The organism is Variovorax sp. BGA-UO-ETr-C22 (assembly GCF_059567965.1).
Genome location: NZ_JCAQPA010000009.1, coordinates 23,782 through 40,774, shown reverse-complemented (window position 1 = coordinate 40,774; position 16,993 = coordinate 23,782). Strand labels below are relative to the sequence as shown.

The following is a 16,993-nucleotide window of genomic DNA, read 5'->3' as shown; positions in this document are numbered from 1 at the left end:
GTAGGCGAAGGCCCCGAATCGCTAGGAGAGTCGTTTGACACCCGGCAGCTCGCACGCGTAGATCGCGTTGCGCAGCGCTGCAATCGCCTCGTAGCGTGTGAAGGTGCGGCGCCAGGCCAGCACCACGCGGCGCATCGGCGGGTCGCGGTCCTGCGCGTCGCGCACGGGCAGGTAGCGCACCATCTGCTCGGGCTCCTTGCGCCCCTTGACCTTCGGCTTGAGCGCCTCGGCCGGCACCGACAGGCGCGGCACCAGCGTCACGCCCATGCCCGAGGCCACCATGTGCTTGATCGTCTCCAGCGACGAGCCCTCGAAGCTCTTGCGGATGCCCTCGGCGTTGCTCGAGAAGCGCGCGAACTCGGGGCACACCTCGAGCACGTGGTCGCGAAAGCAGTGGCCTGTGCCCAGCAGCAGCATCGTCTCGCTCTGCAGTTCTTCCGAGGTGATCGACTCGCGGTCGGCCAGCTTGTGCTTCACGGGCAGCGCCGCCATGAAGGGCTCGTCGTACAGCGGCGCCATCGCCAGGCCCGTGTCGGGAAAGGGTTCGGCCATGATCGCGCAGTCGATCTCGCCGGCGCGCAGCATCTCGAGCAGCTTGACCGTGAAGTTCTCCTGCAGCACCAGCGGCATCTGCGGCGTGCGTGCGATCACCTGGCGCACCAGGTCGGGCAGCAGGTACGGGCCGATCGTGTAGATCACGCCCAGGTTCAGCGGGCCGGCCAGCGGGTCCTTGCCGCGCTTGGCGATCTCCTTGATGCTGGCGGCCTGATCGAGCACGCTCTGCGCCTGCTGGACGATCTGCTCGCCGAGCGGCGTCACGGTCACTTCACCGGCGCTGCGCTCGAAGAGCTTGACCTCGAGTTCGTCCTCGAGTTTCTTGATGGCCACCGAAAGCGTCGGCTGGGACACATAACAGGCCTCGGCCGCCTTGCCGAAGTGCCGCTCGCGGGCGACTGCGACGATGTATTTGAGTTCGGTGAGAGTCATAGCTTGCGTCAATTATGCGCAAGGGCCTGTGACCCGGCTGGGGCGGGGTTAAAAGCCGCGGGCTGCGCTGCGCTCAGCCGGCGCGGCTCCAGACCCATTGCACCGGCTGCCCGCCGTTCGAGGGCATCGGCTCGCCCTGCGTGACCGCCACGCTCACGCGCAGATCGGTCAGGCAGGCCCAGATGCCCGAGCGGGGGCAGGTCTGGCCCGTGTCCGCAAACAGCAGCTCGTCGCGGCGCATGCGGTGCCCCTGGATCTGCGCCGAGCCATCGTCCTGCACGGAGAACGCGACGCGGCCGGACGCGGCACGCTCTTCGAAGATCTCGATGGCGCCTTGCAGGGCGATGAAGAAATCCCAGTCGGACAGATCCTGCTCCGCCGCCGCGGCGGTGAAGTCGGCCTGGTACAGGCGCTGGTAGCGCTCGGCGTTGTAGTCCAGCGCGAAGACGACCTGGCCTGTCGCGGCCTCCACCAGCCGGAACTGGCTGAAGCCTTGCCGCAAGCGCCCATCGCCGCACCGCGAAGGCGCGATCTCGCTGCGCAGGACGGGCGAGAGCATCACCACGGAGCCGTCGTCGCGCTTCTGGCAGATCTCGAACACGGCACCGTCGTCGGTGCGAAAGACAAACTTCTCGTCGGACGTCCAGTAGCTGTAGTAGCGCTTGTCGTTCTCGATCGTGTAGCCGCCTTTGACGGGGAGGTCGGCAAGGAACGAGGCGCCTGGCGGTTTCTCGGCGTCGTCGACTGGGCGCCAATGGCCGGTTGTGGGGGTCAGGTCGATGAGGTCGGAGGCGGTGTGATGCAGGTAGAGCCACATGGGACTGGTTAAACCATCATCCCTATTTCGGGCAAGCCTCTCCACTTCGGGTGGAGGTGGCGGGACCGTCTTTTGTCGCAAGGGTCGCATTGATGTCAGGCGATGCGACCGCGCCATGCGTGCGCGCATAGTCAACGAGGTCCTTGGGATAGAACGGCAGGTCTCGGTAGCTGCTGTCGTCGATGTCCCAGAGGTAGGTCACCAGCCCTGTCTCGAAAGCCCAGTAGCCATCGAAGCTTTGCGGGATCTTGTCGTGCAACCCATGCCACGCAGTTCCCTTCATAGCCGGATACCACTTCTCGAGGAGTTCAGCCACGAACAAGGGGCGCTTTCTCGGCTCGGCTTCAATGGCCTTTAACAACAGTGGATGGGCTTTGAGAAAGCGCAGCATGCCCTTGGCTGGCACCGTCGGCAGCCCCAGCTTTCCGAGAAGCGCCTCGTAGAGCGCGTCTTTGCCGCGGTTGTCGGTGTAGACGACATCGAACAAGGCCACAACGCGTGGAACCAAGTCGTCACGACGCAACAGCTTGGCCAAGGACAGGAACGTCATGGCGTAGTGGTAGCTGTCGAGTTCCTCGAGGAAGAACGGCTCGGTTTCGTGCAATGGATGCGGGAGGCTTGATGGCTCTTGCGCAGCAAGCACGCCGGGAAAGTCCGCAGCGAGGTGCTCCATCGGGCTGCCGTCCGAATAGGAGTGAACCAAGAGACGTCTCTTGGCGCTGGCGATGGCCCAATTCCAAGCAAACCAGCCATCTTCGCGAAAGCCCTCTTTTCCGAGACTTGTGTCGAGCAGCAGCTGAGCATCGGCAATGTCTTCGTGCAGACCCAGCCGGCGGACCGAACTGGGCTCTTCATTCAGAAATTTTTCGCGACACTTCGAGGAGAAACTACTCATGGCTCACCAGTCCAAACCGCGCATTTGACTTGAGTCTCAGAGCTTGGGCGCCGTTTGATCCGCACTCCATTGCCAGAAGGTTGCGCCGTAGCTGCTGCCCTCGATGACGGGCATGACCTCGTCCGCCTTGAAGTAGCGTCGGCTGCCCGCCTTGGCTGGCGTGAACCACCAGCCGGCCAGTGGGCAAGGCTCTCCACCTCGTGTGGAGATCGGAGGGCCGTCTTGTGCTGAAAGGGAAGCGCTGGTGTCAGGCGATGCGACCGCGCCATGCGTGCGCGCATAGTCAACCAGGTCCTTGGGATAGAACGGCAGGTCTCGGTAGCTGCTGTCGTCGATATCCCAGAGGTAGGTCACCAGCCCGGCCTCGAAGGCCCAGTAGCCAAAGAAGCTCTGCGGTACCTTGTCGTGCAGGCCATGCCAGTAGGTTCCCTTCATTGCGGAGTACCACTTCCTTAGGAACTCCGCGATGAATAGAGGGCGTTTTTGGGGGGGCGCCTCAATGGCCTTCAACAGAAGTGGATGGGCTTTGAGAAAACGCAACATGCCCTTCGCAGGAACTGTCGGCAAGCCGAGCTTTCCAAGCAGCGTTTCGTACAAAGCATCCTTTCCTCTATTTTCGGACCGGGCCACATCGAACAGTGCGGCCACGCGTGGAACGAGGTCGTCGTGGCGCAGCAGCTTGGCCAACGACAGCAAGGTCATGGCGTAGTGGTAGCCGTCGAGTTCCTCGAGATAGAGCGGTTCAGTCTGATAGGTCGAATTCGGAAGACACTGAGCTTCGATGGTTCGGAGCATGGGAGGGTACGCCGTTGCGACCTCCGTGACGGGGCGTCCGGCCGAGTACTGACCAATGAGCAACGAAAACTTGGCGCCTGCCATGAAGCTATGCCAACGGGACCATGCATTCTCATCCGCGGAGGCCAGATCATTTTTTAGATAGCCCTCAAGCTCGGCGACGTTTTCTCGGGTTGCGTTCACAAGGAGTAGATAAGGCTCCTCGTTTAAGAAGCGCTCGCGCCGATTCGAATAGAAGTCAGCCATTTTCTAGACGTTCCATTTCATTTTGTCGATGTCGTACCCACGCAATGAATAAGGCGGAAAAAATGCCAATCCCTGCATCCGCCTTCCGCCGCGCGCTCTCGCCTTCTTGCTGTTTTTGGCATTGGCGGGTTGGCATCCATAAAGCCAGCGAAGGTAGCCAATTTTCTGGATATCGCTGAGCTTTTGCGGCACTCTCCCAGTGGTCGGATCCGGCGGAAAAACGGTAGTTCGCAGACGTTGATCGATCCACGTTCGACTCATCTGCTTCACCCCCGTCGTCGTCGTCCCCAGCTTGTTCTTCCATTCAATGTCCTGAAGCTTGTTGCCCGACTTGACGTGATAGCCGAACTTGGCCTCCATCACCACAAAGCGCGGGAACGTGGCAGGCTTGCCCGTCACCGGGTTGAAGTCTGAATCGATATCGCCGAAGGGCTTGATGCTGCGGCTGACGGCCGCCTTCGCAATCTGCTCCCCAGGTATCTCCACATCGAGTTCGTCCAATATCCAGCCCAGGCTGTTGGGGATGCCGTTGTAGTGCGGTGGCAGCAAGGTTCCACCGGTCACCACACTGGGCTCTTTTTCGAAGAGGCCATCGATACCCTGGTCCGAGCCGAAGAACGCGCTGGTGTCGCGCTTGGATGTGTTTGGCGCTGGGAAAAGACGCGAGTAGCCCATGAAGTTGATGAAGTAATTGTCCACGCAGCTCTCGCACAAGTTGCCGTTGATCTGCGCGTACATCCAGTCGAGCAATTTGTCCGGAATCTTGTCCAGCACCTTGGGGTTCGTGATGTTGGTCGCGGCGTTGTAGACCACATGCTGGAGCTTGGCAACGGCTGCAGCCACCCAGATCTGGACCTGCTTGAGAGCGCTCGTCACCCAACCACTGATCTTGGCGTACCACTCGCTGATCACCTTGGACATCTTGGGCAGATAGCGCCCCACCGCAGCCCCGATCTTGTCGAATATCTGGCGCAGCAGCGAATTGATCTTGCCCGCGTAGGACGGAAAGTTCAGTCCCTTGAGGTATCCCAGGGTGTCGCCGGTACCCAGGAACCGCAGCATCGCCGCGCCTTCACCCGTCTCCAGCGCGGCAACCGCAAAACGCATGTTGGCGAACTTCGGCAGCATCCGGTAGATCACCTTGCCGGCCCGTCCCACGTAGGGGATGCACAAGGCGGCAGCGGCCATGCCCAGCTCCACCAGGGCACCCTTGGTTTCCTCTGCCGTGTCGTCCTTGGAGTCGACCAGCAACGCCAAGGCGCGCAACACGTCGCGGAAGTCCTCCAGAATCCAGATGGCGATCTGCTTGCCGATGGTCAGCGGATTGATCAGTTCGACAAGGCTGAGTATTTCAGCGAACAGGTCGGAGACCCAGTTGCCTTGTTCGCGCAGGTAGCTTTTCAATGCGTCGGAGCCATTGAAGTTCAGCTTGTCGAGTTCGATCGTCCAGTCGTCCACGGTGTCCGCAGCGCTGCGCGCGCCCTTGGCCGCCAGGTCCCGCACCCAATCGAACGCGTCGCTCAGGTAGGTGTGCGCATGCGCGTCTTCGAGACTGACCAATTCACCTCTGTCGCCGCTCATTTTTTGACTCCCTGTTCAACTTGATCCGCGAACGCCGCCGTGAACGCGCTGCGCCATGCCGAGACGTCCGCTTGTGCCTTGTCTTTGGAATGCACGGAGGGGTCGATCGTCTTCACCTCCTCGTATTTCACCTTGACCGGACCCGGTGGCACGTTCTCCATTCGAGCATGCCCCTGTGCGTCCAAGTTGCCGCTGCGAACAGAACCATCTGAAAAGGTCGCGGTGTACTTGGCGCCTGCGACGGGGTCCAGATCGGCATAGTGATAAGTGAGTGCGATCCAGTTCTTGAGGTCCATCGCGTCGGACGGTAGTTGCGGCAACTCCACCGAACCCCGCCCCGGCCCCACAAAGCTCTTGCTCGTCCCCTTGATATCCAGCAGCCCCGGCATCTTCAAGGTGATGTTCGCCCCATCCAGCTCGATGCTCGTCTGCCCGCCCTTGAGCGTGATCTTCTTCTGCGCCAGCACGTGGATCTCGTCATTGCTGCTGGTGACCGTGAAGCCTTCCTTGGCCAGCCATTCGAGCTCGTCGGTGTGCGCCTGCACACTCACCGGTCCGTCCTGCGCGATGACCTGGATGCCGCCCTTGTGGCTGTAGAGCCCCACGGATTTACCAGCCGCAAAGCTCACGGTCTTGCCCGCAGCCACGTGAGCTTGCGCCTGCGCAGTCCAGTGGATGGCCTCGCCTGCGTACACGGTCGCGCTCGCAGGCGTGGCCATGTTCAGGCTCATGGCCGCATCGAGCACCATGAGCGGCCGGGCGAAGGCGGGCACGGGGTCTTGCCCTTCGCGTGCGCCTGCGCCCTCTCCACCCTTGGGCTCGCGCGCGTCCTGTCCGTTGACGCTGCCGGGATAGTGCCCATTCTTCTGCGGATCGATGTCGTCGATCAGCGGCTGCAGCAGCGCCGTGGCGCTCAGCGCCAGCGCCTTGGCGCCGCCGGCCGCATCGGACAGCTTCTGCGCCTCGCGCAGCGCGCCCGCAAGCTGGCCGCGCACGCTGGTGGTGTCCTGCACGCTGCCCGCCGCACGCTCCTGGGCCAGCGTGGAGATCAGCAAGCCCTCGCCGGCGCGCGTGGCGACCCAGGCGTCGGAGCGCAGCTCGGCGCCGCTGCCGCGCCAGGCGCCGCGACTGCTCTCGTCGGGTGACTGGGCGTTGAGGTGGCCCAGGTTCAGCTGGCTCGCGGCGTGCGAGCTGGCCAGGCGGGTGCGCACCTGTCCGGGCGCATCGTCGGCGATCCACTGGTTGTAGCCGCTGCCGTCGAGCGCGCGGCTGTGCCAGCCCGAGAGCACGCCGGCGTGGTTGGCCGATGAATCGGTGCCGGCGGACCAGGGCGGCAGGTCCTGTCCGTTGTAGAGCTGCTGGGCGACTACCGGTCGGTCGATGTCGCCTTCGATGAAGGACACGAGCACTTCAGAACCCACGCGCGGCAGGTGATGTGCGCCCCAGTTCGGGCCGGCAACGGGCGCAGCCACGCGCAGCCAGACGGACTGGCGGTTGCTGGCGTGACGACCGGCGGCGACGAGGCTGCCTTGTCCGCTGCCCGTCGATTGCTGCTGGCCCGCACGCTGGGCCTGCCAATGGAAGCGCACCTGCACACGATGATCGCGCTGGGTGTGGACCGCCGTCGGTGCCTCGTCGTCATCGCCGCCGACCACCAGCGCGACCATGGCCTCGGGGGCCGTGGGTTTGGGCCGCCACAGCGGCACGACCTGCGCCTCGGCCGGCTGGGCCTCGAAGCTGTTGCGGTAGCTGCCCTTCTCGAGCTCGCCGGCCTCGAGCACCTGCGCGGCTTGTGCGCCGAGGTTGTTGGCGGCCTCGTGGCGCACGCGCAGTGCGAGGAATTTGCGGCCCTCGTAGCGGTCGTGTTGCGTGAGCGTGAAGCGCTCGCCGGCACCGAGCTGTCGCACGCTGCCCGCGGCGCCGTAGCGCTTGATGCGCGATTCGAAGGCCACCAGCTGCTGCTCGGCGCGGCGGGCGGCGGTGGCGCTGTCGGCATAGCGCTGCGCGCCGGCGCCGTCGTAGTGCTCCAGCACGGGCACCTCGCCCATGGCCAGCGCGCTCTGCACCGCGCCGGTGGGGGCCTGCAGCACGCTGGCGTCCCAGGCGTTGCGCATGACGGCGTTGGTAGTGACCTGGCGCCGGCTGCTCCAGGCGGTGATGGCGTCGGTCGCTTCGGTGGCGTCGACGCGGTGGAAGCGGATCTGCGACAAGGCGCAGTCGGGCGGGGTTGCCGCGCGGTCGAAGATCACCAGGCGGTGGTGCGAGGGCGTGGTGTTTCCGCTTCCACTGCCCGTCGACTGTTGCTGCTCATGCTCGAAGCGAAAGCTCAGGCCCTCTTCCGCCAGCAGGCGCAGCACGAAGGCCAGGTCCGATTCGCGGTACTGCACGCAGGTGGGCCGCACGGGCATCTCCTGCGCGACTTCGAAGCTGAAGCTGGCGGTCGTGTGGTCGGCGAACACTTCACTGACGATGTCCTGCACGTGCTTGGCGGCGTACACGAAGCTGTCGCGGCGCAGGCCGAGCGCGGCGAGCCAGGGTTGCAGGTGCAGCCGGTAGCGCGCCAGGCCGCCGTCACCGCCCAGCGCATCGACGGCCGTGAGGTAACCGTGCCAGGTGCGAAAGCTGCCGTTGGCCAACAGCAGGCGCAGGCTCAACTCTTCGCCGATCAGCGCGAACGGGTCGAACTCGCTCGAGGTGGCGAGGGTGTCGATGGTGAAGTCGAAGAGTTCGTTGAGGCCTTCGGTGCCAGTGAAGCGCTCGACGACGACGGCGTTCTGCGGCGCCGACGCGGGCAGCTGCAGCTTGATGAGCCGCGCCTGCTCCGAGAGCCGTGCGACGTTCAGGCCTTCGAGCTTCCATGGCGTCGGCATGAAGCTGCTTGATGTGTCTGATGACATGGATATCCACCTCCCTGGTGTCAGTGCCGGTCGTGCCGGTCTTCGTTCGATGCATGGCCGCGCGCAATCTTCCCGCCCTGTCGGTTCAGGGGCTGGCCGATCGACATCGCGTGGACCGGAAAAATCCTAGTTCGCCAACGTTGCATGTGCGTTTGCTGTGCCACAGCTGAATGTCATGACCGCAGGCGGCGGAAACACGGTGTTCGATCCGAACAGCCGGTAGCGCTTTGCATTGATCGTGACGGTCTGGGTGAACGAGCCGGTCAGTCCCAGGCTGGACGCGGTCGGGTTCGTCTCATCGAAGCTCAGGCTTTGCGCAGACAGGAACGGATCTTTGGGCATGTCGAGGACCACATGAATGGCGGCCGTCGGAATGGTTTCATTTCCAAGACGGATTCCGAACCAGCTGCGCGTCACGAACGTGGAGGACTTTTCCAGCCACGCGTCATGGACCGAGCAATCGCCAAAAGACGGCGCATCGAAACGCAGCTTTGCCAACAGCCTTCCCTGGGCCCGGCTCTCATCGCTCGATACCGCGGTGGATGTGTCGGAGGTGCTCGTGTTCACCCTATAGCCGCGATAGGCCACCGCCGATGCGACGAGGAGTGCCACAGCACCCGCAGCAAGCAGCGCAAATCTCGTCACAGGTCGCGGGCGCCGCACGGCGCGGGAATACGGTCGGCGGATGTCATGGCTGTCGTTGCCTCCACTGATCTGGGATATGAAAGGACTGTCTCGAATGGCAGGCGTCCGTCATTCGCGAATGCCTGCCAAACGACGCACCTCTTCTTCGCTCAAGGCCAACCCGCCAGCGGCGGCGATGACCTCTGGCGGGAATTGCGGCAACTTGCCCGTCCCCGAGCGCCGCAGGCTCTCGCCCGCCTGGATCGGCGGGCCGCCTTCTTCCATGTAGCGTCGAATGTGCTCATACAGGCGCCAGAGCAATTCATCCTCCCACCAGCCCTTGTAGCCAATGGTCACGATCTCCTGGCATTGCCTGGGTTGCCTGGGGTCGCCCCACAGCAGCGCCAGCAGATAGGAAGAGCGCGCCGCTTCGCCCGTGATCTCGGTGAGTTGGTAGCTCCGCGCATAGGCGTCGTCCCAGCGGCAGGTCTTGACTTCGCCAACGCCTGCGCGCTGCCAGACCTTCCAGAACTTCATCGGAATGACGGTGAAGAACGAAACCTCCCTGGTCTTGCGATTGAAGAGAACCGGCAAATCGCGGGGCGTCAGGAATCCGACTCTGAAGAAAAAGATGGCCGCGACCAGAAAGAAGAGCGCGGCCATCGTCGAAACCATGGACATCAACAAGTTCAGAACGTAGTCCGACCTGCTTGAATCCAGATCCATGATGGATTCGAACGCGCCCCATCCGAACATGCAGGCAGCGAATCCGACGAGGACTGCGTACAGCCCCATCATGAATGTGATTTCGGTCGTTCCTGCCGGTGCGCCCACAACGATGGCGTTCGGATGAATGCCCAACAAGGAATCGCACGAACTCGCCTTCCCATGCACGGGCTCGCGCTTTTCACGCGAGGCGATGCGCCAGGGAGACTTTCCTCCCAGCAGGCTCTTCTTCTGGACTTTCTCGACGAACTCAAACTGCGGGTCGGGCGCATTCCATTGCGGCAGCCGAATGTCGTAGTCCGGATTGTTTTCACGGCTCATGATCTGTCACTTGGCGAGTGACTCATCGACAATGAGCTCGCCTCCTTCAGGTGCATCCCAGATCCTCACATTGCCCTTGATGCCGCTCATCGCGTCGCGGCTCATTTCCACCCGTCGAGTGATCGATTCATCGTTGATTTCCAGCGGAAATATCTTGGTCTTCGGCCCTTCGACGATCTTGTCCTGCGCGTTCAATTTCCACTGCTTGCGCTGATCCGGCGTGCCAGTCACTTCAAACCCGAGTTCGTATTTCACCAGCTCACGCAACTGAACCGGGATGAACAGGCGCGTCCATGCTTCGTATGTGTCCGTGGGAACGTTCACCAGGATCGGGGCCATGCCAACCGAGCGTCCTTGCAAAGTCGTCTTGATTCCCGCATAGAAATCGACGCGAACACCCAGCAAGACCTTGTTGAGTTCATTCTGTTCCCTCTGCAGATTTCCCCATTTGTCACTGGCTTCGCCCCAGATGCTTCGCTTCACCCATTCGACAGTGGGCGCATCGTTCAGCAACATGGCGATGAAACCCGCAATCAAGCCCAGCCCGAGAAGCAGCAATCCCCACCCCGTCCAGGACAAGCCCCAGCCGGCCGCCACGGTTCCCGTGATCCAACCTGCAGTTCCGGCCACGTACATTCCACCGGCGATGGCTGCACCGACAAAGAACAGGCTTTGGGCAAGGTACAGGGCCGATGCATCGGAATCTCCTTTTTCTTTTTCATTTCTGTGCCGCAAGAAGGCACTCACAGCGTCGAATAGAAGCGATATCGCCGACGCACTCCCCGCCACCAATTTCAATCCCAACGCCGACGCCGTCTTGCCGAGTTGCTTCGCGTACGCCTCGCTGATTTCCAGCAGCGCGCCGGTCACGCCCAGCCCCGTCGTCAGCAAGGTGATGCTGGCGTAAGTGCGCTCTTCCTGCGTACCCGTCTCGAGCGTGTGCCAGGTCTTGCTGATGGACAGCACCTGCAGCAGCGCGCCGGCCGCGGAAAACGTCGCACTGCCCTGCTTGAATACGGCCATGCTCTCGCGCATGACGTCCGAGCCCGTCTTCCCGACCCGGCGAGCGAAATCGGCCACGGCGTCGGCCGACGCACCGGCCGCTGCCCGCGCGTCCGAGCCGGCCTTGGCCCCGGCCGCAGTGGCCGCATCCACCGCCCCCGGCGCGGCGGCGGCACCCTGGCGCACGGCGACGTAGACGTCGATCAGCGCGTTGGCCGTGCCCGGCCTGCCGCCGACGTTGAACCACATGGCGCCGCCCAGGACCAGGCTCTTGACCTGCTTGCTGTCTGCCGCATCGGCAGCGCGCTGCGCCAGGCCCCGCACCAGCCCCATCTGCTGGCGCCAGTAGGCGGCCGCCTTGTCCAGCGAGATGCTGAATTTGTGCACGGTCACGCCCGCGGCCTTGCCCAGCGTGTTGGTGATCGATTCGGTCAGTGCCTGCAACTTGTCGCGCAGGGGCGCCGGCAGCTGCTGGAGTTTGTCCAGCGCCATCGAGGTGGCGCCCACGACGGTCAGGGTCAGATGGCCATAGGTGGACGCCAGGTTCTTCAGCAGCGGCAATTGCTGGGCGAGCCAGCGTATCTCAGGCACGGCACGCAGCAACGCCTTGTCGCCGGCCGGCAAGGGCGTGCCGGCGGCGACCGCTTTCTCGATTTCCTCGATCAGCTTGAAGAGGTTCTTGATTTCCTTGTGGACCTTGGTGGGTTTGAAGGCCTCCTGGAAACTCTCGAAAGCCGACTTCTGGTTGCCCAGCAACGACCGCACCAGCAATGCCTCCTTGTCGTTGGGGTCCTTGAGCAGGAAGTCCTTGAACCACTCGGTGCCCTTGTCGGTGATCGGCCCGCCATGGGTGCACATGCCCACCGCGGCGGCGTAGAAGATGCCGTCACTGGGTGTCGCCTCGTCAAAGTCGAAGCCGGTGATCAGCTTGCGTTGCTCGGACTGCAGCCAGACCTGGTAGTCCAGCTCCAGACGTTCGAGGCGTTGGCGGTCTTCCTTGATCTTGGTCTGGTAGCTGCCCAGGAAGGTGCGGTGGGCGGGTTTGCGCTTGCCCCCCGTGACCCCGTCCAGAATGTCTTCTTTCAGGCTGGTGGCCTGCCGGTCGATCTGCGAGGCGCTGGGGAAGCTGATGATGCCGCGCCCATACACGCGGGTGCGGCCATCGCCATTGATGTCGTAGGGGTTGTATTCGTACTTGGGCTCCAGGGTGGCTTCGGGCGGGAGCTTTCCTGCCGCCTTCATGTCCTTGAACTCCTTTTCGCCGACCTCCTTGCCATTCAGGCCGGCGTACTGCGGATCGGTCAATGGCGCCTTGCGCGCCTGCGCCTGCTCGTCGGCCCGCTTGAGAAGCCCTTCGATGGTCAGCGCCGTTTGCAGCTTCTGGTAGCCGGACGTCTGCGTGATGACCCATTCGGCGGCATCGTTGCACAGGGTGATGCGGCGCTGGGCGGTTTCCGCGGTCGCGCCGATCGGGTCGATCAGGCCGACGATCATGACGTCGTTGGGCGAGTAGGGCTTTTTCTTGCTGGCCTGGTTGCCGGCGGCCAGGATTCGCTGGGCCTCCGTATGCAGGGTGCCTGCCGTTTCCGGGCGCGTGTGGGGCACGCCCGGCTTTCCAGAACCGGGCAGCGGTGCAAACGGGTTGCCGCGAAGCGCCGACGCAGGGCGACCGGGGTCGTAGTCGGCCACCGCAGTCTGCACCAGCTTGTCGGTCAACGGCAGGGATTGACTGCACGATGCGTCGGGCGCATCGATCTTGGTCATTCGCTTGCGACGCAGCGTCTTGTCGTTCCCGTACAGATGCCGAACCTCCGGGCTCCAGAGATGGTCGCTGTAGGCCACCCAGACCTTGCCGGCGTTCTTGGCGTCCTGGATCACGAACAGCATCGCGCTGGCGTACGCGGCGGTGCGACTGCAGGAAAAGGCCTCTTCGTCCTTGCCCGAGGCCGAGCCTTCGAGAGGGTGCGGGGTGAGGTAGCCACCTTCATGCACCTTGAAGGCTTCCCAGCCGCGTTGGCTCTTCAGGGTCGGGGTGTGCGACTTCTCGTAGTAGGCAATGACATAACCGGGGCGCAGCGTTCTGGCGACATGCCCCGACGTTGGCAGTTGCGGCACCGGGATCTTGGAATCCATCAGCACCCGGGTCGTTCCGCTGCGCGCCGCGTTCTCGGCATACGCCTTGTCGGCCACACCAGGACGCACCAGAAGCACCGGGAGGCCGGCTTTCTCGCAGGCCGGGCAACCTCCTGTCGCGCAGGCGGGCGTGTTGGCGGCCGCCTTGTTCGCCGCCGCCGAGTAGGAATTGAGGGCCATGGTGCTAGCCAAGGTGTTCTCCCTGTGCAGTCTGTTGGATGGAGGCCCGAGCGAACGCCGGGTCGAGCTCGGCCCGGATGGCGTCCCAGCCTTGAGGGTCGGGGATGTCGTCGAGCGCCTCGGCGAGCGATGCATCGCCTCCGATGGCACGCGCGATGGCCGTGCGCACGATCGGGTGCGTCGTCAGCTCGGGGTGGATCTGCAGGACGTAGGCGCCCAGCAGGACCCGGTCCTGTCGATTGACCACGCCTGCGGCAATGACCGCATCTGCGGCCCGCGACGCCTGCTGCAGGTGGTCGGCCGGCAGCACGCCGGCAAAGCGCTGCCAGCCCCGCAGGAGGTCGTGCACCGTTTCGCTCTTGAGCGCATGGTTCCATTGCGCCGTGCTGAACCGGGCCGACGCCGGGTCTGGACTGGCATCGGACTGGAAAAGCACCAGCTGCGTGCACCTGTCGAGGCTGTACCAGCGTTGCACCGGGCCGAGAAGGCTCGCCTGCTGTGCCGACGTGAGTACAGGCCACATCCACTGCATGACCCTGCGATCGGCCCAGCGGATGAGCTGCGAACTGCGTTGCCCCCAGAACCCACCTTGCATGACGCGTGCAAGGTGGCGAACCAGCGCGTCCACCGGCGCGGCAGTCAACAGCCATCCGCCGAGCGCGAACCCCTGCGTGCGCTCGGAGTCTGGATCGGCCTGTTCATCTGCTGCCTGTGCCAAGCTGGCTTCGAGCAGCCGCGTGTCATGCGGATGCAGGTGGATCAGGCGGGGGAGTTGCCTTTCCTTGAGCAGCGGATGGTGAACGGGGACAGGCCATGTCTGGCGCGACTCCGCTTCCAGCCACTCGGCGGGAAAGGGCTCGCGCAGCATCGGGTCGATCAGCACGTAGGCCGAGAGCGTCTCGTCCTCCTGCAATGATTCACCCAGTTGCCTGGCAAGGCGTTCAAACATGGGTGGCTGCCTCACAAGGCGACGGCGCCGCTGGCCGCGGCGTCGTCTTGTTTGGGGCACGGTTGCAGGTCACTGCCGGAGAGCGAGTTGCTGCTGCTGTCCCCTTGCGGCCCCACGAAGTTATGCATCCCCCTGAACGTCACCTTCCCCGGCGCATGGATCTTGATGCTCGATCCCTCCAGCCTGATGTACGCCCCCGCACTCGTCAGCAGCACGTGCTTGGGCGCCTCCACGGCCACGTCCTTCGCCGTGCTGGCGATCGTCACCTTCTTGTCCGCCGCGATCTTCGTGGCGCCCGCCTGGCTCTGCAGGCTCACCTTGCCGCTGGCCGCATGCAGCGCGATGCCGCGCTCCTGGTTCGGCTCGCCGCCTTCTCCGGCCTTCGCGCCCACCGTGTACAGGCTCACCCCCTTGGCCACGCTCACCGCGATCTGCCCTTGCGCGGGCAGGTCGACATCCTGGCTCGCGACGATCGCGGTGTGCTGTCCGCTCACGGCGATCACTTCCTTGGGCGTGACGAAGCCGATGCCCATGGGCGCGCTGAACTGCAGGTGCGGCTCGCTGTAGGCGGTGACGCTGCCGTGGCCGCCTTCGGTGGCCTTGATCTCGCCGCCGCCCGATCCGTTGCTTGATGCCGCAGCACCGCCCTCCTGCTTCGCCTCCAGCACTTCAGCCACATGCTTCAGCGCGGCGATGGCCGGCAGCTCGCCCGGAGCACCTTCGCCCTTGATCTGCGCCTTCTGCGTCTGCGCACTCTGGGCGAGTGAAGTGGCGAGCTCTTCAGCCTGTTTCGTCTGCTGCTGCGCTTCGCGACTCGCCATGAACGCGCCCTTGGCGTTCGGCTGGGCATAGGCGCTCACGAGCAGGCCTGCGCCCGCGCGGATGGCGCCTTGCGCGGTGGTGGCCAGTTCGGCGCCGTGGCCGCGGCCCTTGCCGCGCGCGTTGTCGTCCTGCTGCTTGTGGTGGCCCAGGTGCAGGCGGCTGCTGGCTTGCGTGGTGGCCAGGCTGGTGCTGCCCTGGCCGGGGGTGTCGTCGAAGACGAGCTGGTTGTAGCCCCCGTCGCCGCTCTGGCTGGCGCTCAGTTCCTGGGTCTTGATGCCGCTGAAGACGGCGTTGTGCGCATGCTCCTTCGCGCCCTTACCTTCGCCGGCGAACCACGCGGGCGCGTTGCCGGTGGACTGGGCGGCGCCCGCGGGTTTCTGGTTGTGCTGGGCGTCGACCTGGCCGGCGCCGTTGTACAGCGCGGCGACGACCACGGGGCGGTCGATGTCGCCGTGGTGGAACTCCACCAGCACTTCCTGGCCCACGCGCGGCAAACTCATCTGGCCCCAGTTGTCGCCGGCGGCGCTGGCGGCCACGCGCACCCAGGCGCCCAGGCGGTCGGCGGCGGGCGCGTTGTCCTGGCCGTCGGTGCGCGACTGGCGTGCGCTCGACGCACTGCCGCGCTGCCAGTGGAACTGCACCTTGATGCGGTGGTCGCGGTCGGTGTGCACGGGCGCATCGGCGCCGCCCACGCCGATGACGATGGCGCTCTGGCTGCCGTGCACGCTGGGCTTGGGATGGATGCGCTGGCCGTGGCCGTCCAGGCTCAGCGGCCGGTAGGGGATGGCCGCGCGCACGGTGGTGAATTCGTTGCGGTAGTGGGTGACGGCGTCTGCCTTTGCGTCGGCATTGCCGCTGTCGAGCTCGGTGGCGATGTCGGGCAAACCCAGTCGCTCGCCGATGCCGGTCTTCAGGTCTTCGTCGAAGTTGTTGCGTGCGATGTGGCGCACGGCCAGCACGGCGAAGCGGCGGTCCTGCTCGCTGTCCTTGTCGTGCTGCTCGTGTCCGCTCAGCGTGAACGTCGTGGCGGGCGCCAGGGTACGCACGGCGCTGCGGCCTTCGAAGCGCTTGTTGCGCAGCTCCAGCGCCTGCAGGGCGTTGGCGAGCAGGCGCTCGCCCTGCGCGGAGGTCTCCCAGTCGTAGGCGCCGGGGTCGTCGCTCCAGTGCAGGGTGCGCTGGCCCGCGGCGCGACTTTGCTGTTGCACGGGGCGTGCGTTCACGCTCTTGTAGTCCCAGCTTTGCTGCGCGAGGCTGTTGGTCTGCAGCTGGCGATGGCCGCGCCACTGCTGGATGGTGTCTTCGCGCTCGCTGGCATCGGCGCGGTGGAAACGAATGGTGGGCTGGGCATTGGCGCGAAAGGCGCCGTTGTGGTCGGCGATGACGAGGGTGTGGCTGCCCAGCGCACCGTCCTTGCCCGTGGCGTGTTCGAACCAGTAGCACAGGCCCTCTTCCGCCAGCAGCCGCGCGACGAAGTCGAAGTCGCTGTCCTGGTACTGCGTGGTGATGCCGCGCACGGGGTAGATGTCGCGCTGGGCGATCTCCCAGCGCCATTGCGGCGCGAGCTGGCCCTGGCTCTGGTAGCGACCGAACACGGCGTCGACGATGTCGAACACGTTCTGGTGCTGGAACAGGCAGCTGTCCTGGCGATACCGCAGGAAGGCCATCCAGGGTTCGATGACGAGCCGGTAGCGCGCCATGCCGCCGTTGCTCGACACGCACTCGGCCTCGCTCACATGGCCGTGGAAGGGGCGCAGCTCGGTGCGGCTTTGCGCGGTCTGCAGGTCCAGGCGCACACCCTGGCCGATGAGGCTCTTGAGTTCGATGTGCGCGTCGTCGCTCAGCGCGGTGAGTTCGAAGCGAAAGCCGCCGCCGTCGATGCACTCCACGCCGTCCAGGCGCTCGGCCAGCAGCTTGTTCTCGCCCAGCGGCGTGTGCAGCACCAGCAGGCGATCGCGCTGCGTGGTGCCCGCGCGCATGAGCCCGCCGAGCGAGGCCGATGTGAAGGTCGTCGTCATTGT

11 protein-coding genes are annotated in these 16,993 nt (G+C 64.5%); all 11 read right to left on the bottom strand.

The window, feature by feature from the left end; all coding sequences use genetic code 11:
* Positions 1-21: 21 nt before the first annotated feature.
* Complete coding sequence (locus tag AC57B8_RS09660) at positions 22-987, bottom strand: LysR substrate-binding domain-containing protein (RefSeq protein ID WP_062474802.1); 966 nt, start codon at positions 985-987, stop codon at positions 22-24.
* A 73-nt stretch (positions 988-1,060) separates the two neighbouring features.
* Entirely contained in the window at positions 1,061-1,804 is a 744-nt protein-coding gene (locus AC57B8_RS09655; RefSeq protein WP_496479511.1) for a hypothetical protein, read from the bottom strand.
* A 22-nt stretch (positions 1,805-1,826) separates the two neighbouring features.
* Positions 1,827-2,699: a PoNe immunity protein domain-containing protein gene (locus AC57B8_RS09650; RefSeq protein WP_496479510.1), complete on the bottom strand. Its 873-nt coding sequence runs from the start codon at positions 2,697-2,699 to the stop codon at positions 1,827-1,829.
* A 36-nt stretch (positions 2,700-2,735) separates the two neighbouring features.
* Positions 2,736-3,740: a PoNe immunity protein domain-containing protein gene (locus tag AC57B8_RS09645; protein ID WP_496479509.1), complete on the bottom strand. Its 1,005-nt coding sequence runs from the start codon at positions 3,738-3,740 to the stop codon at positions 2,736-2,738.
* Between the two features lie 3 nt (positions 3,741-3,743).
* The gene (locus AC57B8_RS09640; RefSeq protein ID WP_496479508.1) at positions 3,744-5,321 is read right to left on the bottom strand and encodes a hypothetical protein; all 1,578 of its coding nucleotides are present in this window, start codon (positions 5,319-5,321) and stop codon (positions 3,744-3,746) included.
* Positions 5,318-8,191, bottom strand: a complete 2,874-nt coding sequence (locus AC57B8_RS09635) for a type VI secretion system Vgr family protein (protein ID WP_496479507.1) — start codon at positions 8,189-8,191, stop codon at positions 5,318-5,320. Before AC57B8_RS09635 ends, AC57B8_RS09640 begins: the two co-directional genes overlap by 4 nt.
* Positions 8,192-8,344: 153 nt before the next feature.
* Positions 8,345-8,785, bottom strand: coding sequence for a hypothetical protein (locus AC57B8_RS09630; RefSeq protein WP_496479506.1), 441 nt, complete (start codon positions 8,783-8,785; stop codon positions 8,345-8,347).
* Positions 8,786-8,971: 186 nt separating this feature from the next.
* Positions 8,972-9,889: a DUF6708 domain-containing protein gene (locus tag AC57B8_RS09625; RefSeq protein WP_496479505.1), complete on the bottom strand. Its 918-nt coding sequence runs from the start codon at positions 9,887-9,889 to the stop codon at positions 8,972-8,974.
* Positions 9,890-9,895: 6 nt separating this feature from the next.
* Positions 9,896-13,204 carry a T6SS effector BTH_I2691 family protein gene (locus AC57B8_RS09620; RefSeq protein WP_496479504.1) on the bottom strand — a complete coding sequence of 1,103 codons (3,309 nt, stop codon included), beginning with the start codon at positions 13,202-13,204 and terminating at the stop codon, positions 9,896-9,898.
* A 4-nt stretch (positions 13,205-13,208) separates the two neighbouring features.
* Positions 13,209-14,153 carry a DUF4123 domain-containing protein gene (locus AC57B8_RS09615; RefSeq protein WP_496479503.1) on the bottom strand — a complete coding sequence of 315 codons (945 nt, stop codon included), beginning with the start codon at positions 14,151-14,153 and terminating at the stop codon, positions 13,209-13,211.
* A gap of 11 nt (positions 14,154-14,164) precedes the next feature.
* Positions 14,165-16,990, bottom strand: coding sequence for a type VI secretion system Vgr family protein (locus AC57B8_RS09610; RefSeq protein WP_496479502.1), 2,826 nt, complete (start codon positions 16,988-16,990; stop codon positions 14,165-14,167).
* Positions 16,991-16,993: the final 3 nt, after the last annotated feature.